Source organism: Planococcus soli (assembly GCF_016881065.1).
Lineage (GTDB): Bacteria > Bacillota > Bacilli > Bacillales_A > Planococcaceae > Planococcus > Planococcus soli.
Map to the genome: position 1 here is coordinate 464,830 of NZ_WXYN01000016.1, position 19,553 is coordinate 484,382.

The 19,553-nt window shown below is 45.8% G+C and carries 22 protein-coding genes; all 22 read left to right on the forward strand.

Annotated elements, in window-relative coordinates; translation table 11 throughout:
* The first annotated feature begins 79 nt into the window (after nucleotides 1–79).
* The 22 genes from fsa (at nucleotide 80) to GJB59_RS10120 (ending at nucleotide 19,530) form a co-directional block, all read left to right on the forward strand.
* Nucleotides 80–742 (forward strand): fructose-6-phosphate aldolase, encoded by a 663-nt coding sequence (gene fsa / locus GJB59_RS10015; RefSeq protein ID WP_142827121.1) that lies wholly within the window; start codon nucleotides 80–82, stop codon nucleotides 740–742.
* Between the two features lie 154 nt (nucleotides 743–896).
* Nucleotides 897–2,195, forward strand: a complete 1,299-nt coding sequence (gene murA, locus GJB59_RS10020; RefSeq protein ID WP_142827122.1) for a UDP-N-acetylglucosamine 1-carboxyvinyltransferase — start codon at nucleotides 897–899, stop codon at nucleotides 2,193–2,195.
* Nucleotides 2,196–2,270: 75 nt separating this feature from the next.
* Nucleotides 2,271–3,236: a class II fructose-bisphosphatase gene (gene glpX / locus GJB59_RS10025; RefSeq protein ID WP_142827123.1), complete on the forward strand. Its 966-nt coding sequence runs from the start codon at nucleotides 2,271–2,273 to the stop codon at nucleotides 3,234–3,236.
* Nucleotides 3,237–3,525: 289 nt separating this feature from the next.
* Nucleotides 3,526–4,809 (forward strand): transcription termination factor Rho, encoded by a 1,284-nt coding sequence (gene rho / locus GJB59_RS10030; RefSeq protein ID WP_142827124.1) that lies wholly within the window; start codon nucleotides 3,526–3,528, stop codon nucleotides 4,807–4,809.
* A 149-nt stretch (nucleotides 4,810–4,958) separates the two neighbouring features.
* Complete coding sequence (rpmE, locus tag GJB59_RS10035; RefSeq protein WP_006829249.1) at nucleotides 4,959–5,174, forward strand: 50S ribosomal protein L31; 216 nt, start codon at nucleotides 4,959–4,961, stop codon at nucleotides 5,172–5,174.
* Nucleotides 5,175–5,416: 242 nt separating this feature from the next.
* A complete protein-coding gene (locus GJB59_RS10040; protein WP_142827125.1) occupies nucleotides 5,417–6,007 on the forward strand; it encodes a thymidine kinase in 591 nt (196 codons plus the stop codon).
* A 188-nt stretch (nucleotides 6,008–6,195) separates the two neighbouring features.
* Nucleotides 6,196–7,275, forward strand: a complete 1,080-nt coding sequence (gene prfA, locus GJB59_RS10045; RefSeq protein WP_142827126.1) for a peptide chain release factor 1 — start codon at nucleotides 6,196–6,198, stop codon at nucleotides 7,273–7,275.
* Nucleotides 7,262–8,119: a peptide chain release factor N(5)-glutamine methyltransferase gene (gene prmC / locus GJB59_RS10050; RefSeq protein ID WP_142827127.1), complete on the forward strand. Its 858-nt coding sequence runs from the start codon at nucleotides 7,262–7,264 to the stop codon at nucleotides 8,117–8,119. The genes prfA and prmC overlap by 14 nt, the downstream gene beginning before the upstream one ends.
* A gap of 90 nt (nucleotides 8,120–8,209) precedes the next feature.
* Nucleotides 8,210–9,202, forward strand: coding sequence for an L-threonylcarbamoyladenylate synthase (locus tag GJB59_RS10055; RefSeq protein WP_142827128.1), 993 nt, complete (start codon nucleotides 8,210–8,212; stop codon nucleotides 9,200–9,202).
* Between the two features lie 21 nt (nucleotides 9,203–9,223).
* A complete protein-coding gene (locus GJB59_RS10060) occupies nucleotides 9,224–9,652 on the forward strand; it encodes a low molecular weight protein arginine phosphatase (RefSeq protein WP_142827129.1) in 429 nt (142 codons plus the stop codon).
* A 152-nt stretch (nucleotides 9,653–9,804) separates the two neighbouring features.
* Nucleotides 9,805–10,242 (forward strand): ribose 5-phosphate isomerase B, encoded by a 438-nt coding sequence (gene rpiB / locus GJB59_RS10065; RefSeq protein ID WP_142827130.1) that lies wholly within the window; start codon nucleotides 9,805–9,807, stop codon nucleotides 10,240–10,242.
* Nucleotides 10,243–10,254: 12 nt separating this feature from the next.
* Nucleotides 10,255–10,839, forward strand: coding sequence for a TIGR01440 family protein (locus GJB59_RS10070; protein ID WP_142827131.1), 585 nt, complete (start codon nucleotides 10,255–10,257; stop codon nucleotides 10,837–10,839).
* Entirely contained in the window at nucleotides 10,826–12,061 is a 1,236-nt protein-coding gene (gene glyA / locus GJB59_RS10075; RefSeq protein ID WP_142827132.1) for a serine hydroxymethyltransferase, read from the forward strand. Before GJB59_RS10070 ends, glyA begins: the two co-directional genes overlap by 14 nt.
* Nucleotides 12,062–12,315: 254 nt before the next feature.
* Nucleotides 12,316–14,490, forward strand: coding sequence for an EAL domain-containing protein (locus GJB59_RS10080; protein ID WP_142827133.1), 2,175 nt, complete (start codon nucleotides 12,316–12,318; stop codon nucleotides 14,488–14,490).
* A gap of 214 nt (nucleotides 14,491–14,704) precedes the next feature.
* Nucleotides 14,705–15,334, forward strand: coding sequence for a uracil phosphoribosyltransferase (upp, locus tag GJB59_RS10085; protein ID WP_142827134.1), 630 nt, complete (start codon nucleotides 14,705–14,707; stop codon nucleotides 15,332–15,334).
* Between the two features lie 19 nt (nucleotides 15,335–15,353).
* Nucleotides 15,354–16,472 (forward strand): non-hydrolyzing UDP-N-acetylglucosamine 2-epimerase, encoded by a 1,119-nt coding sequence (gene wecB / locus GJB59_RS10090; protein ID WP_142827135.1) that lies wholly within the window; start codon nucleotides 15,354–15,356, stop codon nucleotides 16,470–16,472.
* A 232-nt stretch (nucleotides 16,473–16,704) separates the two neighbouring features.
* A complete protein-coding gene (locus GJB59_RS10095) occupies nucleotides 16,705–16,926 on the forward strand; it encodes an AtpZ/AtpI family protein (protein ID WP_142827136.1) in 222 nt (73 codons plus the stop codon).
* 1 nt (nucleotide 16,927) lies between these two features.
* On the forward strand, nucleotides 16,928–17,299 hold the full coding sequence (locus GJB59_RS10100; RefSeq protein WP_142827137.1) for an ATP synthase subunit I: 372 nt from the start codon (nucleotides 16,928–16,930) through the stop codon (nucleotides 17,297–17,299).
* A gap of 27 nt (nucleotides 17,300–17,326) precedes the next feature.
* A complete protein-coding gene (gene atpB, locus GJB59_RS10105; protein ID WP_142827138.1) occupies nucleotides 17,327–18,037 on the forward strand; it encodes a F0F1 ATP synthase subunit A in 711 nt (236 codons plus the stop codon).
* A 58-nt stretch (nucleotides 18,038–18,095) separates the two neighbouring features.
* On the forward strand, nucleotides 18,096–18,320 hold the full coding sequence (atpE, locus tag GJB59_RS10110; RefSeq protein ID WP_006829234.1) for a F0F1 ATP synthase subunit C: 225 nt from the start codon (nucleotides 18,096–18,098) through the stop codon (nucleotides 18,318–18,320).
* A gap of 161 nt (nucleotides 18,321–18,481) precedes the next feature.
* Nucleotides 18,482–19,003, forward strand: coding sequence for a F0F1 ATP synthase subunit B (atpF, locus tag GJB59_RS10115; RefSeq protein ID WP_142827139.1), 522 nt, complete (start codon nucleotides 18,482–18,484; stop codon nucleotides 19,001–19,003).
* A complete protein-coding gene (locus GJB59_RS10120) occupies nucleotides 19,000–19,530 on the forward strand; it encodes a F0F1 ATP synthase subunit delta (protein WP_142827140.1) in 531 nt (176 codons plus the stop codon). Before atpF ends, GJB59_RS10120 begins: the two co-directional genes overlap by 4 nt.
* The last annotated feature ends 23 nt before the right edge of the window (nucleotides 19,531–19,553 follow it).

Sequence of the window (19,553 nt, forward strand, 5' to 3'; positions counted from 1 at the left end):
TAAAGCAATAAAAAAAGATGGGAGAGAAGCGTCCAAATGGCACCTTCTCTTTTTCCCGTCATACCGGAGGAGAAAAACTATGAAATTTTTCATCGATACAGCAAACTTTGACGAAATCAAAGAAGCACACGCCTGGGGAATTCTGTCAGGAGTTACAACCAACCCATCATTGGTGGCAAAAGAAAAAAATGTTTCGTTCCATGACCGCTTGAAAGAAATCGCAGCACTTGTTGACGGTTCAATCAGTGGAGAAGTTATCGCACTTGATGCAGAAAGCATGATCAAAGAAGGCCGCGAACTGGCTGATCTTGCTCCAAACATCACCGTGAAGTTGCCGATGACGCCAGACGGCTTAAAAGCTTGTGCGGTTTTAGCATCAGAAGGCAAAAAAGTAAACGTTACATTGATCTTCAGCGCAAACCAGGCATTGCTTGCAGCCCGTGCCGGAGCGGCATACGTTTCGCCTTTCCTTGGACGCCTTGACGATATCGGACACAACGGCATGGACTTGATTGCTACAATTTCAGAGATTTTTGCTATCCATGATATTTCTTCAGAAATTATCGCTGCTTCAATCCGTCATCCACAGCACGTTACAGAAGCTGCTCTGAACGGCGCGCATATCGCTACGATGCCGATTAAAGTTATGCACCAAATGTTCAAACACCCGTTGACAGATCAAGGAATCGAAGCATTTCTTGCTGACTGGGAAAAACGCTCTGTAGAAGATGGCGTAAAATAAAGAATACCGGCAAGTGGATTTCCAAGCATTAAAAGTGGGAATTTTGCTGGTGTTAAAGTGGAATAATCGAAATCGGCAGCCAGCCTGGAAGCCGAACCAATGGAACTTTTCAGGCCAATCGAGCTGCCGGAAAAGTGGATAAAGGAGAAATTTAATGGATGTTTATAAAATAAAGGGCGGTAATCGCCTTTCCGGAACAATCAAAGTCAATGGCGCTAAAAACAGTGCAGTCGCTTTGATTCCTGCATCGATTTTGGCGAATTCGCCTGTATCGATTGAAGGATTGCCGGGAATTTCCGACGTATGGACACTGAAAAGCATTTTGGAAGAAATCGGCGGGGAAGTATCGTTTGAAGATGGGACAATGAACATCGATCCGTCGAAAATGATTGATATGCCTTTGCCGAACGGCAATGTGAAAAAGTTGCGCGCTTCTTACTATATGATGGGTGCAATGCTAGGCCGTTTCAAACATGCAGCAATCGGTTTGCCAGGGGGCTGTTTCTTGGGGCCCCGCCCAATCGATCAGCACATTAAAGGCTTTGAAGCGCTGGGTGCAAAAGTAACGAACGAACACGGTGCCATTTATTTGCGTGCCGATGAACTTCGCGGCGCAAAAATTTATTTGGATGTCGTCAGTGTTGGTGCAACGATCAACATCATGCTGGCTGCAGTTCTTGCAAAAGGCCAAACGACCATCGAAAATGCGGCAAAAGAGCCGGAAATTATTGATGTAGCGACCTTGTTGACAAATATGGGCGCAAAAATCAAAGGAGCCGGAACAAATGTCATCCGAATTGATGGCGTGGAAGAATTGCACGGCACCAACCATACAATCATTCCTGACCGAATCGAAGCCGGAACGTTCATGATCATGGCTGCTGCTGCAGGAGATGGCATCACCATCGATAACGTAATTCCTTTCCATATGGAAGCATTAACTGCCAAATTGCGCGAAATGGGCGTTGATGTGCAGGAAGGTGAAGAATCGATTTATATTCCTAAATCCGAAAATTTGCATGCCATAGATGTGAAGACCTTAGTGTATCCAGGATTTGCGACAGATCTTCAACAGCCATTTTCGGTGTTGATGACGCAGGCTCAAGGATCTTCCATGATCACCGATACCATCTATTCAGCACGCTTTAAGCATATTGATGAACTTCGCCGGATGAATGCAAGCGGCCGCGTTGAGGGAAGAGCAGCGATTATTACAGGACCTACTCCATTAACCTCGGCAACCGTTGTAGCATCCGATTTGCGTGCAGGAGCAGCTTTGGTTATTGCTGGACTGCTGGCAGAAGGCGAAACCGAGATCCGTGAAATCTATCACATTGAACGCGGCTATTCGTCGATTATCGAAAAACTTCAAGGCCTTGGCGCTGACATCCGGAGAGAGACGATCGACCCGGTTGCAAGCGTGAAGTCTGACCTTAGCCAGGACACAAACTGACTCTCATTTAGCGCAAAAGTTTGTGCTACAATAATGGTGACATAGAGTTGAAGCTGAACTGGAGGAACTTATAATATGGAACGAAGTCTTTCGATGGAATTAGTGCGTATCACTGAAGCGGCAGCAATTGCTTCTTCAAAATGGATGGGCCGCGGCATGAAAGTTGAAGCGGATGATGCAGCGACCACTGCAATGAGAAAGGTATTTGATACCATTCCGATGCGTGGTGTCGTAGTCATCGGCGAAGGTGAAATGGATGAAGCGCCTATGCTGTATATCGGGGAAGAGTTGGGGACAGGCAACGGTCCTGAAGTGGACGTCGCCGTAGATCCTTTGGAAGGAACAAATATTGTCGCTGCGGGTGGATGGAATGCTTTGGCAGTTCTTGCAATCGCGGATCGCGGCAACCTTCTGAATGCACCAGATATGTACATGGAAAAAATTGCGGTTGGGCCGGAATCAGTAGGCAAAATCGACATTAACGCTCCCGTCATCGACAACCTTCGTGCAGTGGCAAAAGCCAAAAATAAGGACATCGAAGAAGTCGTGGCCACAATTATGGACCGTCCGCGCCATCAGGATATCATTGACCAGATTCGTGCAGCGGGTGCCCGCATCAAACTGATCGATGACGGCGATGTAGCCGGTGCGATCAACACTGCATTCGACCAAACGGGTGTCGATATACTGTTCGGAACTGGCGGAGCACCTGAAGGCGTTATCGCAGCAGTCGGCTTAAAATGCCTGGGCGGTGAAATCCAAGGGAAATTGGTTCCTCAGAACGAAGAAGAAGCGCAGCGCTGCATCGATATGGGCATTGACGTAAGCAAAGTCCTGATGATGGAGGACCTTGTCAAAGGCGATGATGCCATTTTTGCGGCTACAGGCGTCACAGACGGCGAATTATTAAAAGGCGTTCAGCTTAAAGGCGGTTTCGCCGAAAGCCATACATTGGTTATGCGCGCGAAATCAGGCACGATCCGCTTTATCGAAGGGCGCCACAGCCTGCAGAAAAAGCCCAATCTTGTAATGAACGATTAATGATCCTACTTCATAAAATAAGTCCGGCAATTTGCCGGGCTTCTTCTTTAAGATCTTCTCAATCATTCACTACTGATCCTCAAATCATATAAGTTGAATCTATCTACGTTGAACTAAAAAAATTAGCTTTCAGCCATCGCTTCGGCCTCTTTGGGTAGAGCAAAGACGATTGCTCCTGCGCTAAAAAAATAGTAATCCTGAAGACTTCTGAGAGAGCTGGAAAATTTAATGCAGTCCTTCAACTTATCTACAAACCAAAAATAATACGAATAAGAGTGGTGTCCGATATATGGCAACGATTACAATCTCCGCATTGGAGAATATGACATTAAAAGAACTTTATAATTTAGCAAAAGAATATAAGCTGACCAATTACAGCAAGCTGACCAAAAAAGAATTGATTTTCGCGATTTTGAAAACGCGTGCAGAGCAGGAAGGGTTCTTCTTTATGGAAGGTGTTTTGGAGATAATCCAATCAGAAGGATTCGGCTTTCTGCGCCCGATCAATTATTCGCCCAGTTCACAGGACATCTATATCTCCGCTTCCCAAATCCGCCGTTTTGATTTGAGAAATGGCGATAAAGTTTCCGGCAAAGTGCGTCCGCCAAAAGAAAATGAACGCTATTTCGGTTTGCTTCAAGTGGAAGCGGTAAACGGCGAAGATCCGGAAGTGGCCAAAGAACGCGTCCATTTCCCAGGGCTCACGCCGCTTTACCCAGACCGCCACATCCGTTTGGAAACGACGCCCGATCATTTGTCCACGCGTATCATGGACTTGGTCGCGCCGGTCGGTTTTGGCCAACGGGGTCTGATTGTGGCACCGCCAAAAGCCGGTAAGACGATGCTGTTGAAAGAAATCGCCAATTCGATCACGACCAATCATCCGGAAGCGGAATTGATTGTCCTGCTGATTGACGAGCGTCCTGAAGAAGTGACGGATATCGAACGGTCGGTAGATGCAGACGTTGTCTCGTCGACATTTGATGAAGTGCCCGAAAATCATGTCAAGGTTGCAGAACTTGTTCTCGAACGTGCGATGCGCCTCGTCGAACATAAACGTGACGTTGTCATTTTGATGGATTCGATTACACGTTTGGCGCGAGCATATAACTTGGTTATTCCGCCGAGCGGCCGTACACTATCAGGAGGAATCGATCCTGCAGCTTTCCACCGGCCGAAACGCTTTTTTGGAGCAGCACGCAATATCGAAGAGGGCGGCAGTTTGACAATTTTAGCCACTGCTTTAGTGGAGACCGGATCCCGCATGGACGAAGTCATTTACGAGGAATTTAAGGGGACGGGCAATATGGAGTTGCATCTTGACCGATCTTTGGCAGAACGCCGCATCTTCCCGGCACTTGATATTCGCCGGTCCGGAACACGCAAAGAGGAATTGCTGATTGAGCCGAAGCAGCTCGAAAAGCTTTGGTCCATTCGAAAAACCTTCTCGGATTCGCATGATTTTGGTGAACGTTTCTTGAGAAAAATGAGTCAAACAGATACAAACGAAGAATTTTTTGAGCAATTGGCAACGGAAATGAAAACCCATCGAAGCAACAAGAAGATGATTTAATTGCTTGCAAAATTTGTGGGAATTTGATATGATTATGAAAGTGAATCAAAGCAAAGCTATTGCATATACGGTCTAAAGAACCGTGTAAGGCAATAGTAAAATAGATTAAACTCTGTTCCAGATGGTTCAGGGCGAGAGGAGAAAATAGTATGAAAACAGGTATTCATCCAGATTACAAACAAGCTACAGTAACTTGCTCATGTGGGAACTCTTTCACAACTGGTTCTGTAAAAGAAAACATCAGCGTTGAGCTTTGCTCTGAATGTCATCCATTCTACACTGGACGTCAGAAATTCGCATCAGCAGATGGCCGCGTAGATCGTTTCAACAAAAAATACGGCCTAAAAGAAGAAATCAACGAGTAAATAAAAATATACCTGCCTAGCGCGCAAACGCCTGGCGGGTATTTTTTTTCGCCTTCTATCTGAAAAAATACCTTACATATTCCAAGAAAACAGCAAGCTGCAGTATTATTTTTGATAGAATAAAGAGAAACATCACCTGCATCAAAGCATGTCGTTTCTACAACTCGGATACGTAAATTTCTAGGTTTTCCTTAACAAGAAGGACAACAAAAACAACAAAGTGTTTGAAAGGGGTATTACCTATGTACGTCATGAAACAAACAGGATGGGTTGAATTGATCTGTGGCAGCATGTTTTCCGGAAAATCAGAAGAGCTGATCCGCCGTGTCCGACGTTCCCAGTTCGCCAAACAAAAAATTGCCGTTTTTAAACCGAAAATCGATGACCGTTACAGTAAAGAAGCGGTTGTTTCGCATAATGGAGCCACTGTGATTGCTTTGCCAATTTCCCGTTCCAATGAAATGTGGGAGTATATTACCGATGAATTCGATGTTATTGCCATAGATGAAGCCCAGTTTTTTGACGAAGATATTATTGAAAATGTCCAAAAACTGGCCAACCATGGTTTCCGTGTTATCGTGGCCGGACTTGACCAGGATTTCAGAGGACGTCCATTCGGCCCGATGCCGGCATTGTTGGCAATCGCTGAACAAGTGACCAAACTTCAAGCTGTCTGTACCGTCTGCGGTTCTCCAGCAAGCCGCACGCAGCGCTTAATCGACGGAAAACCGGCAGGCTCGGACGATCCGACAATTCTGGTAGGTGCATCAGAAGCTTACGAGCCTCGCTGCCGCCATCACCACGAAGTGCCGACAGGCGTTACTGTTAAGTGAATAGATAAGTTGAACTAATGATATTCGTCTGCTGATATTCCGCAAACCAACTTCGTTCTCGGACCCGCAGGATGCGGTTCATGCAGTTGACGAGATAGGACGTCGCGGATTGCCCGCGGAAAGCGTCCGCTTGGAGTGATTTCTTCATCACTAATAAAAACAAAAAAATAGAACTCGAGGTGACACCCATGTTTGATCGATTACAATCAGTGGAAGATAGATACGACCGTTTAAACGAACTGCTGAGCGACCCGGATATCGTCAGCGATACCAATAAACTGCGCGAGTATTCCAAAGAACAATCCGATTTGCAGGATACGGTTGAGACATACCGGGAATATAAAGATTTGACCGCCCAACTGGCCGAAGCGAAAGCCATGTTCGACGACAAGATGGATGCCGACATGCGCGAAATGGTCAAAGAAGAAGTCAGTGAACTTGAAGGGCAAATTACAGTAGTTGAAGAGCGTCTTCACAAACTGTTGATTCCTAAAGATCCCAATGACGATAAAAACGTCATTATGGAAATTCGTGGAGCGGCTGGTGGAGATGAAGCGGCTTTGTTTGCCGGCGATCTTTACCGCATGTATACACGTTTTGCCGAATCCAATGGCTGGAAAGTACAAGTGATGGATTCGAGCCCGACAGGACTTGGCGGCTTCAAGGAAATTGTTTTCATGATTACCGGGAAAGGCGCTTATTCGAAAATGAAATATGAAAATGGCGCCCACCGTGTACAGCGGGTTCCAGAAACCGAATCTGGCGGAAGAATCCATACTTCCACTGCAACAGTGGCTTGTTTGCCGGAAGTGGAAGAAGTGGAAATTGAAATTCATGACAATGATATCCGGACAGATACCTACGCATCTTCAGGCGCTGGTGGACAATCGGTCAACACGACAATGTCAGCCGTCCGCCTAACGCATCTTCCAACGAATACTGTCGTAACTTGTCAGGATGAAAAATCGCAGATTAAAAACAAAGCCAGTGCAATGAAAGTATTGCGTGCACGCGTCTACGAGAAATTCCAGCAGGAAGCTCAGGCTGAATACGACGCAGTCCGTAAATCTGCAGTTGGAACGGGCGACCGTTCTGAACGGATTCGGACATACAACTATCCTCAAAACCGGGTAACGGATCACCGGATCGGCTTGACAATTCAAAAGCTGGACCAGATTTTACAAGGGAAAATGGATGAAATTATCGATGCATTGATTGTGGAAGAACAATCGGCACGCATGGAAAGCCTGAACAATGACCAAGCTTAAGTATGTTTTTGAGGCCCTCAAGAGGGCTTCTTCTTATTTAGAGGCAAACGGCCGCGAAGAAGGGGCAGCACGCATCCTTCTGCAGCACGAGTTGGGACTAACGTATTCCGGTCTGATTGCTGCGATGCGCGACGAAATCACGGAGCAGCAATTTGAAAACTTCTGGATAAATGTCGAGCAGCACGCCAAAGGAATTCCTGTTCAGCATTTGACAGGCAGCGAAGAATTCTATGGAAGAAACTTTTTGGTAAATTCGGATGTATTGATACCAAGGCCGGAAACCGAAGAGTTAATAGAAGAAACACTGGGGCTAATCGGTCGTTATCTGACAAAAAAAGAACTGTCCATTGCCGATATTGGAACGGGCAGCGGAGTTATTGCCATCACGATGAAATGTGAGCTGCCATCAGCACAAATAACTGCCACTGATATTTCGCAGGCTGCATTAGAAGTGGCTGCAAAAAATGCAGGACTATTGAATGCTGAAATCGACTTTCGCTTAGGCAACTTAAGCGAACCGATACAAGACAGGAAATGGGATGTTATTTTATCCAATCCGCCTTATATTGCCCATGCCGAAGCACCTGGATTATCGGATAGCGTTCGCGACTTTGAACCTCACAGTGCTTTGTTTGCGGATAAAGAAGGTTTGGATCTTTACGAAAAAATGGCTCAACAATTGCCGGATTTGCTCCAAAAGCCGGGTATCATCGGATTCGAAATAGGTTATCAACAGGGAGCAGCAGTCGAAAAGATGTTAAGAGACGCTTTTCCAGATGCTTTGGTCTATAGTAAAAAAGATATCAACAAAAATGATCGGATGGTTTTTGCAATAATCGAGTAGGTTATGCACAAAACGTGCATGATTAAGAGCTAGTTATCCACTTATTGTGGATAAAATGACGAAAACCCTTAAAAAATAGGAGTTGTTCATGTGAAAACGGAAGTTATTTCTGTGGATAAGAATGTGGATGAAGAAAAATGTTATGCACAGGCTGTGGAAATCCTTCGGTCGGGTGATGTTGTCGCGTTTCCAACCGAAACGGTTTACGGATTGGGAGCAGATGCTACGAATTCGGAAGCGGTAAGCAAAATCTTTGAAGCGAAGGGACGGCCAGCAGATAATCCCTTGATAGTTCACGTGGGTTCGAAAGAGGCAGCACTGACTCATGTGCAGGAAGTTTCTGCTAAAGCGCTGCAATGTATGGATGCATTTTGGCCAGGCGCTTTAACTTTGATCATGCAGGAAAAACCAGGAACGTTTGCCGGTAATGTTACGGCAAACCTGGATACGGTGGGCATTCGTGTTCCCAATCATCCGGTAGCACTCAAACTGTTGCAGGAGCTGAAATTGCCTTTGGCTGCACCTAGCGCCAACACCAGTGGCAAGCCCAGCCCGACTTTAGCTGAGCATGTCTATCATGATATGAATGGCAAAATCCCATTGATTTTAGATGGGGGCGCTACGGAAATCGGCATTGAATCTACGGTTTTGGATACGACTTGTGAACCGCCGGTCATATTGCGTCCGGGGAAAGTGTCGAAAGAACAGATTGAACAAGTTATTGGAATGGTTCGATCAGCGTCTCAAAACAAAACGAACGCACCCAAATCGCCGGGAATGAAATACATGCATTATGCACCTTCTGCGCCGTTGTATTTGATTGAAAACGAAGCGAGATTGATTGAAAAAGCGATTGAATATGTCCAGAAAAAAGGGAAGCGTGTGGCTGTCATCAGTGAAAGTGAATACCCGACGGCCGACTATAATTTTCCGCTTTCCACAGAAAGCCTGTATGCCAGTTTACGGAAATGCGATTCGACGGATGCGGACCTGATTTTAGCTTCGGTTGAGAGCGGCATGCAGCAAAACGATGCATTGATGAACAGGCTCGAAAAGGCAGCCGACCATAAGTGGTTCAGCTGATTTGTTGAAGGAGGGTGCAGCATGAAGATTCTTTTTGTTTGTACAGGCAACACGTGCCGAAGTCCGATGGCTGAAGCCATTTTGTCTGCCCGGAACCTGCCGGGAATTGAAGCGAGGTCTGCCGGTATATTTGCCGGCATTGCGCCTTTATCCAAAAATGCGCAAGCCGTTTTGGCCCAACAGCAAATTCTTTTCACACATACGTCAAAGCCGCTCGATACGCAGGATATGCTTTGGGCAGAGTTGATATTGACCATGACCTATTCGCATAAAATGACGCTTTTGCAAGCATATCCTGAAGCAGCGACAAAAATGTATACACTGAAGGAATTTGCTGATGGATCTGCGGAGGATATCAGTGATCCTTACGGTGGCCCCCTAGAGCTTTATGAGCAGACATTCCAGGAACTTCAAGTTTTAGTTGATAAGTTAATCATAAAATTGACATGAGTTAAAAAGACAGGCAAGCCCCTCGAGGCTTAGTCTGTCTTTTTTGCGTAAAAATGTTAGAATTGATTAAAAGCGTGATGGGCATTCGGCACGATTCGACAATGCGCTTTTGGCTGATCCATAAATTTGATTTTAAGAAAAGAGGGCATATCATGAAAGTGGCAATTTCATCAGATCACGGCGGCAATAACCTGCGCAAAGAAATCGTAAACCTAATGAACGAAATCGGCATCGAATATCAGGATTTTGGTCCGCATACGGACGATTCGGTCGATTATCCCGATTATGCAAAACCGGTTGCAGACCGTGTCGCGAGCGGGGAGTTTGATCGCGGTATTCTGATTTGCGGAACGGGCATCGGCATGTCCATCTCAGCCAACAAAGTCAAAGGCATCCGTTGTGCACTTGTGCATGATGTATTCAGCGCAAAAGCGACAAGAGAGCATAATGATTCCAATATTTTGGCAATGGGTGAGCGCGTCATAGGCCCGGGGCTTGCGCGAGAAATCGCTCAAACTTGGCTGACTGAAGAATTTGAAGGCGGCAGGCACGAAAAACGCATCCAAAAAATCACAGACCTCGAAAAATAAGGAGGAGTCGGCATGCAAACATTATGGCAATTGCAACTTGAAGAGGTTTTAAGCGAATTGGAGCAGCAGATCGATTTCAGGAAAGGCCAAGTGTTTGTAGTCGGCTGTTCAACGTCGGAAGTGGCAGGAAAACGCATCGGGACAGGCGGCGGACTTGATATTGCAGAAGGCCTGTTTGAACCTTTAGAGAAATTCGCGGCCCGCCATCACCTGTTTTTGGCTTTTCAAGGCTGTGAGCATATTAACCGTGCATTGACGGTAGAACGTCGGGCAGCCGAGAAATATGGTTGGGAACCTGTCACTGTAATTCCGGTCGCAAAAGCAGGCGGTTCGATGAGTGCTTATGCATACGGCAACATGACCGATCCTGTGGTGGTGGAAGAAATTCAGGCTCACGCTGGGATTGATATTGGGCAAACGATGATCGGCATGCATTTGAAAAGAGTTGCCGTTCCGTTGCGAACATCTGTTAAACTAGTAGGTGAAGCGATTGTGGCGGCTGCAACGACACGGCCGAAATTGATTGGCGGTGAACGTGCAAGCTACAATCGTGAGCTTGTTCAATCACGGGAGGGATATACAGATGGAATTGATTAAGACGCAAGACCCAGCAGTATATGAAGCGATGAACGCAGAAAAAGAAAGACAGGAAGCGAATATCGAATTGATCGCCTCTGAAAACTTTGTCTCACAAGCCGTTATGGATGCACAGGGATCGGTATTGACGAACAAATACGCGGAAGGCTATCCGGGCAAACGCTATTACGGTGGCTGCGAATTTGTCGACGTTGTTGAAAATATTGCCCGCGACCGCCTGAAAGAAATTTTCGGAGCGGAGCACGCAAACGTTCAGCCGCATTCCGGATCACAAGCCAATATGGCTGTCTATACAGCAGTTTTGGAAAAAGGCGACACCATTCTTGGAATGAACTTGAACCACGGCGGACACTTGACGCACGGCAGTAAAGTGAATTTCAGCGGAATGCAGTATAACTTTGTTGAGTACGGTGTCACTGAAGAAGAGCAATTGATCGATTACGAAGCAGTCCGCCAGGCAGCCTTGGAACACAAGCCTAAAATGGTGGTTGCTGGAGCAAGCGCTTATTCACGCCAGTTGGATTTCGCTAAATTCCGTGAAATTGCTGATGAAGTCGGAGCATATCTGATGGTCGACATGGCCCATATTGCCGGTCTTGTTGCCACTGGAGCCCATTCCAACCCTGTCCCTCACGCCCATTTTGTAACATCGACTACGCATAAAACACTTCGCGGGCCACGCGGCGGGTTGATTCTCTGCAATGAGGAATTTGCGAAAAAAATCGATAAAACCATCTTCCCGGGAATTCAAGGCGGTCCGCTTATGCACGTAATCGCAGCAAAAGCTGTCGCATTCGGCGAAGCGCTGCAGCCGGAATTCAAAACCTATATTGAACAAGTCGTGAAAAATGCCAATGCACTTGCTGAAAGCTTGATTGCTGAAGGCGTGAACATCGTCTCAGGCGGCACAGACAATCACTTGCTGCTGCTCGACCTTCGCTCGTTGAACCTGACAGGGAAAGTTGCAGAACATGTACTGGATGAAGTCGGTATTACGACAAACAAAAATACCATTCCTTTTGATCCGGAAAGCCCATTCGTCACTTCGGGTATCCGTTTAGGAACGGCTGCTGTTACATCACGCGGTTTTAAAGAAGCGGAAATGAAGGAAATTGCTTCCATTATGGCAATGCTTCTGAAAAATCCGGAAGACGAATCAGTGAAAAAAGATGCTGCAGAACGCACAGCTACATTGACTGCTGCACATCCTTTATATAAATAAATCCATACAGCTGCCGGGTAATGACGCTTGGCAGCTGTATTTTTTCTCTAAGTAAGTTAAACTGAAGCCCAACTTTAAACAACCAATGGGCCAGAAGACAGAGCTGATTTGCTTCACAATTTTTTACAAAACACCAGAAAAATAAATTTCCTTTTAGTTTTAAGGAATTTCTCAACGATGTCCAATGCGGTGAGAAAAGGGGATCCTTTAACTCATTTGAATACATAGAATTGTCAACAGGAGGGACGCGTCGTATGCATACGCATGAACTAAAGAGAGATAAAAAGGTAATCATGGAGTGGCTGCGCCGTCTTGGTGTTGAATTCCACACGTCGTTTTTGATCGTCAATTCGGAAATGGAAAATCAGCCTGTCGTTTATGCCAACAATGCCTTTTATAAAATGATTGGTTACAGCGAAGAGGAAACGCTTGGACGAAATGGCCGTTTTCTGCATGGCGAAAAAACCGCCAAAAGAGCAAGCGACAAAATACGTGAATGCGTGGATGCGGGCCAAAGCGGCATCGTGGAAATTGTCAATTACCGAAAAAATGGCACGCCGTTCTGGAATGAAATAACAGTTCAACCTTTGTCATTTCCGGAGAAAAATTTTAAATTTACATTGATGCTGCAGCATGACATTACGGACCGCAAGCGTGCAGAAGCCTTGATCAAGCTCCAAAAAGAGACCTATACAGGAATTGAAAAGGGCTATATGCTGAGCGTGCTGCTGCAGAATATCTGCAATACTGCCGAATCGTTCTTTATAGACAGTGCAAAATGCACGGTTTTGTTGATTGATGAGACAGAAATTTACAAAATAGGTGCTGCAAGTTCCATGCCGCAAGGATTTTTGGATGCGATCAGCGGCCTTGCAGTAGAAGAAGATATTGGAGGCTGCGGTGCGGCATTTCACAGGCAGCAGCCGGTGATTACGAAAGATATGAGTACGGAATATCTATGGCGGAATCATCAATCCCTGGTCGATGATTATAACCTGGTTTCAAGCTGGTCAATCCCGATCATGAGTGTGGAAGGAACTCCCATCGGTACATTCGGCATTTACTTTTCTGTGCCATCAGCGCCCCATGAAAAAGATTTGGCGTTCATGGAAGAAATCGCCTCGATTGCTTCTCTGGCGATCAAATACTCCCAGCAGCAGGAAGAAATTCTGCGGCTTGCCTATATAGACGAAAACACCGATTTGCCCAACCGGAATTTCTTCAGAAACGAAATCGTTGAATTGCTGAAGGAAAACAAGGAAGGCTTTGTTGCCTTTATTTCAACAGATGAATATGTCAAAGTAGTTGACCAATATGGCCATAGTGCAGGAGATACCATTTTAAATGAAATCGGCAAACGGTTGATGCTGTCGCAAAATTCCTCACAAGATTTGCTTGCCAGGTTTTCAGACTCAACATTGGCGATGTACAGCATGACGCCTTTTACGAGAATTCCGGAATACCTGGAGCATTTGCTGCATGGGCTGGTTGAACCGATCACTGTCGGAGATATGGAATTGTTCCTGACTTTGAAAATGGGGGTAGCGATTGTGACTCCGCATCAGAAAGATTCGGAAGAACTGATTCGTTGTGCTGACAGTGCGCTGTCTCAGGCAAAGCTTCGAACAGGCGAATCCATCTGTTATTTTGAGAGCGAACATGACGAATTCATGATGAAGGATCTGCGCGTCGCCAACGAATTGACAGCCGCACTCCGGCGCGACGAAGTGGGTGTTCACCTGCAGCCCAAAGTCGATTTGGCAAGCGGCAAAATCTTAAGCTTCGAAGCGCTGGCGCGGTGGACATCGCCAGAGCTGGGGATTATTCCTCCGGATGTCTTTATTCCGGCTGCAGAAAAAAACGGCAAGATTCGTCTATTGGAGCAGAATGTTCTCCAGCATGTACTGGGCTGGATGAAAAAGAGAGTCGAGCAGGGCCTGCAGCTCCAGCAAGTAGCTATCAATATATCTGCCGATCACTTTTTCCATCATTCCTTTGTGCCGCATCTGATGGATATGACGGCAAAGTACGGCATAGATCCGCAGTGGATCCAATTGGAAATTACAGAACGGATCGGGTTTGTGGATATTGAAACAGCTAATAAAGTATTCAAGCATTTGAAACATTGCGGTTTTACAACATCGATTGATGATTTCGGGACAGGCTATTCATCGCTCAGCTATTTGCAGAAGCTGCCTGTTGAAGAATTAAAAATAGACCGCTCTTTCATTTCGAATATGAGTGAGCCGGGAACCTTGGCAATCATCCGAACCATCATTCAGCTTGCGGAAAATCTGAACATGCGCGCAGTTGCAGAAGGTGTGGAGACTGAAGAAGATCGCCAGACATTATTGGCTCTCGGCTGCAAAGTAGGGCAAGGCTATCTGTTCTACAAACCGATGCCGCTGAACGAAGCGTTTTTATTGTAGAAAGAAGTCCGCAGCCTGCGGCAACATTTCGAAGCATCTTTCAAAAATCTTTTGCACTAAAGAAGAACCGGGGAAATACTTCCCGGTTTTTTTCTGTGGAGAAATAAAGCATAGGCGAAAATAACTGAATAATGCCAAAGCGGGATCTGGCAACTAGGGCAAATGATTTTCTGTTATACTATTTAAGATAATGTTTGAAAAGGAGAGATAGGCCGTGGGAAAAGTATACGTTTTTGATCATCCGCTGATTCAGCACAAACTGACGTACATCCGTGACAAGTCTACAGGCACCAAAGAGTTTCGTGAATTGGTCGATGAAATCGCCACATTGATGGCGTTTGAAATCACACGCGATTTGCCTTTAGAGGAAATCGAAGTGGAGACGCCGGTTCAAATGGCGACATCGAAAGTGCTTGCCGGAAAAAAATTAGGTGTTGTACCAATTTTGCGTGCGGGCATCGGCATGGTCGATGGAATTTTGAAACTGATTCCAGCCGCTAAAGTCGGACATATCGGTTTATACCGTGATCCTGTCACGCTGCAGCCGGTCGAGTATTATTTGAAACTGCCATCTGATGTACAAGAGCGCGACTTTATCGTTGTCGATCCGATGCTTGCTACAGGCGGATCTGCAATCGAAGCTGTCAACTCCATGAAAAAACGGGGCGCCACAAAAATCCGTTTCATGTGCATCATTGCCGCTCCTGAAGGTGTAGAAGCGCTCCAGGAAGCGCATCCGGATGTGGACATCTACATTGCGGCACTTGATGAGAAGCTGAATGAAAAAGGATATATCGTTCCAGGTCTCGGAGACGCTGGAGACCGTTTGTTCGGAACAAAATAAGAGAGCGGGGTACATCAGCTTGACGAAAAAATGGAAAGTAATGACGATATTTGGTACGCGTCCTGAAGCCATTAAAATGGCGCCGCTTGTTTTGGAACTCCAAAAGTACCCCGAAACCATCGAACCGTTGGTAACGGTCACGGCTCAGCATCGCGAAATGCTGGATCAGGTGCTGGAGACGTTCAAAATCACACCTGATTTTGATCTGAACATCATGAAAGATCGCCAGACATTAACCGATGTGACCATGCGTGCGATGCAGGGGCTTGATGGAATCATGAAAGAAGCAAAGCCGGATATTGTTTTGGTGCATGGCGATACAACGACAACATTTGCTGCCAGCCTTGCCGCTTTTTACAATCAGGTTGCCGTTGGACATGTCGAAGCAGGATTGCGTACGCACAATAAATATTCGCCATACCCTGAAGAAATGAACCGTCAATTGACGGGAGTCATGGCAGATATTCACTTTTCACCAACTGAAAAATCAGCTCAGAACCTGCTGGACGAAAACAAAAAGCCGGAAACCATCTACATTACTGGGAACACGGCCATCGATGCACTTCAAACGACGGTGCGTGAAACGTATACGCATCCCATACTGGAGAAAATCGGCACTGACCGCATGATCCTGCTGACGGCTCATCGCCGTGAAAATTTAGGGCAGCCAATGCGCAATATGTTCCGTGCGATTAAACGCCTGATCGAAGAACATGACGACATCCAAGTGGTTTATCCGGTGCATATGAATCCCGCTGTACGTGAAGTGGCGGATGAAGTATTGGGCCGTGATCCGCGAATTCATTTGATTGAACCGCTCGAAGTTTTGGATTTTCATAACTTTGCGGCCCGCTCGTTCTTTATATTGACTGACTCTGGCGGAATTCAGGAAGAAGCGCCTTCACTCGGCAAGCCGGTGCTGGTTCTCCGGGATACGACGGAGCGTCCTGAAGGCATTGCTGCAGGAACTTTGAAGCTTGCGGGGACAGATGAAGAGACGATTTACGGAATGGCCAAGGAATTGCTGACGGACGAGGCGGCTTACAAATCCATGTCCCAAGCATCCAATCCATACGGAGACGGCAAAGCATCTATCCGGATCGTTGAAGCGCTTCATGCTTATTTTTCGAAGCTGTAAAAGAAACGGTTAATTGGACATTTTTCTTAAAGTTTGTCAACAATATGTCAGAGGAAAATCGCTTGTGAAGTTTTTCACTTCTACTAATTGACATGATTTTACCCCTAATGTATGCTTACAAAGGGTATGCATGAGAAGGTTTTCTTACATAGATTATGTTGTTTTGGAAGCCTGATGCGACGGCTCTTTTTAGGGGTTTAATGTCAAATCAACGAAGTTCGAGGGGGTTATCATGCGCCCAACAAAAAGTCCCTTACAAGCGATGGCAATTTACAGCGCCATCCTCTCACAACTTGTCGGGTCCGTGCTCATCGGTGTGTTCACAGGTATGTGGCTCGATGACAGGCTCGGGACCGCCCCGTTTTTCATGATCATCTGCCTATTCATAGGCATCACTGCCGGTGTTTGGGCAATGCTTCAGACTGTCCGCAAATTCGAATCAGGAGACAAGTAAAATGGATGGACTTAGGGAGATATATACCAGGCTGAAAAAGATGATTTTCTTCATCTTGGCGTTCTGCGTTATTGGTTGGGGGTTTACCCCTTATCAAGAGGTGTTCGCGGGTCTCATAATCGGAACTTTGTTCGGCATTTACAACATGTGGATTCTGGTTCGCCGGATGGAGAAATTCGACCGTGCGGTGGCTGAAGGCTCGAAAGTTCGTTCGCTTGGAACGGCATTACGGTTTGCATCAGGTGTTGCAGCTGTAGCGATTGCTATTTTATTCGCAGAGCATATTCACTTGGTCAGTACAGTAATTGGGTTGATGGTCCCTTACGCTCTGTTATTGACAGAGCGGATTGTGTATCACGTGAAACACCATTAACAATGTGGAAAGAGAGGTGAAACTATCGTGGATCATGGCGCTCCTATGCTCGAGGTGTTCGGGATCTGGTTCAACCTATCCAACGTTATGATGCTACTTGTAGCCGCTCTTATCGTCTTCCTTATTGCTTTTATCGCTACACGGAATTTGCAGCTCAAACCAACGGGCATGCAGAACTTCATGGAATGGATCATGGATTTCGTAAAAGGGATTATCAACAGCAATATGGATTGGAGAGATGGTGGCCGATTCCATGTACTTGGAATCACTCTGATCATGTTCATTTTTGTTTCGAATATGTTAGGGCTTCCATTTGCAATAGTCGTCAACGGAGATCTTTGGTGGAAATCACCAACAGCAGATCCGACAGTAGCGATGACATTAGCCGCAATGGTGCTTATCTTGAGCCATTATTATGGCGTCAAGCTGAAGGGGCTTAAAGGATATTCAGCAGGCTACATCAAGCCGATGCCATTCCTGTTCCCGCTAAAAGTCATTGAGGAATTCGCAAATACGCTGACACTCGGTCTGCGTCTTTACGGTAACATCTATGCGGGGGAAATCCTGTTAACTTTGTTGGCAGGCCTCGCATCAGCAAGTATTTTCGGATTTGCAGCAGGCATTTTGCCAATGATGTTATGGCAAGGGTTCTCGATCTTTATCGGGGCAATCCAAGCGTTTATTTTCGTTATGTTGACGATGGTCTATTTATCGCATAAAGTTGCCGACGACCATTGAGTATAAACTGCTCATCGAGCAAACAAAAAAACAACTATCCTGAGGAGGACACATTACAATGACAGGTTCATTAGGTTTATTAGCAGCAGCAATCGCAGTAGGTTTAGCAGCACTAGGTGCAGGTATCGGTAACGGTCTTATCGTTTCAAAAACAGTTGAAGGCATCGCACGCCAGCCAGAAGCTCGCGGCGTTCTACAAACAACAATGTTCATCGGTGTTGCATTGGTTGAAGCATTGCCAATCATCGCTGTAGTTATCGCGTTCATCGTTATGAACCAATAGTATTTTTATACAAAAAGTTAAATGGTGGGGATGCTTCGATATGGTTTTCGCCATTTAAACTTGTATGAACCCATTTTCTTTTGAAAATTCATCTTATAACAGATAAAGATCTTACTATAGAAGAAATTGTATTTTAGGCTCTTGAAGGGAGTGAAACAATCGTGTTTTTTGATCACCTTGTACTCGGTGCAACCGGGGAGTTTTTGAATATTGGAGACATTCTCGCTACACTTGTTATCTTCATTTTGCTAATGTTGCTTTTGAAGAAATTCGCATGGGGTCCTTTGATGGGCATTATGCAGCAGCGTGAAGATTTGATCAAAAGTGAAATCGAAACTGCTGAAAACAGCCGTCTAGAATCACATAAGTTGCTTGAAGAGCAGCGCAGCCTTCTTAAAGATGCGCGTACGCAAGCACAGGAAATCGTCGAAAACGCTAAAAAGCAAGGCGAAGTTTCGCGTGAGGAAATCATTACAACAGCGCGCGCTGAGTCTGGCCGCATGAAAGATGCTGCGGTTCAGGAAATTGCCAACGAAAGAGATAAAGCTATTTCAGCTGTTCGTGAAGAAGTTGTGGCATTGTCATTGCTTGCTGCTACGAAAGTGCTTGAAAAAGAAATCTCTGAGGAAGACAACCGCCAGTTGATTAACGAAACGATTGCGAAGGCAGGCGAAGTTCAGTGAGTCAAGTTGCAGAACGCTACGCTCTAGCATTGTTCCAAGTCGCTCAAAAGCATGGATCGTCATTGGATGTAGAACAGGATTTGCGTGAAGTGAAAAAAGTCTTTGAAATGACTCCAGAACTTTACAATTTGATCGTTTCTCCAAAACTTTCTGCTGATAAAAGAACAAACTTGATCAATGAAGTATTCAATGGGGCAAATCCGTTTGTCGTAAATACACTTCAATTGATGGCAGAACGCAAACGTTTGAACGAAGTCGGCTCACTGGTTGACGAGTTCGTCGCTTTATCCAACGATGCACAGGGAATTGAAGATGCGAAAGTTTATTCTACACGTCCTTTGACTGAGGAAGAACGCGCATCTATCTCTACTGTATTTGCAAGCAAAATCGGCAAACAATCTTTACGAATTGAAAACATCATCGATCCATCGTTAATCGGCGGATTGCGTCTTCAAATCGGAAACCGCATTTACGACAGCAGCGTGAGCACGAAGTTGGCACGTCTGCAGCGTCAATTGATCGGTTAATTTATGAAATTATGAGAGGGTGA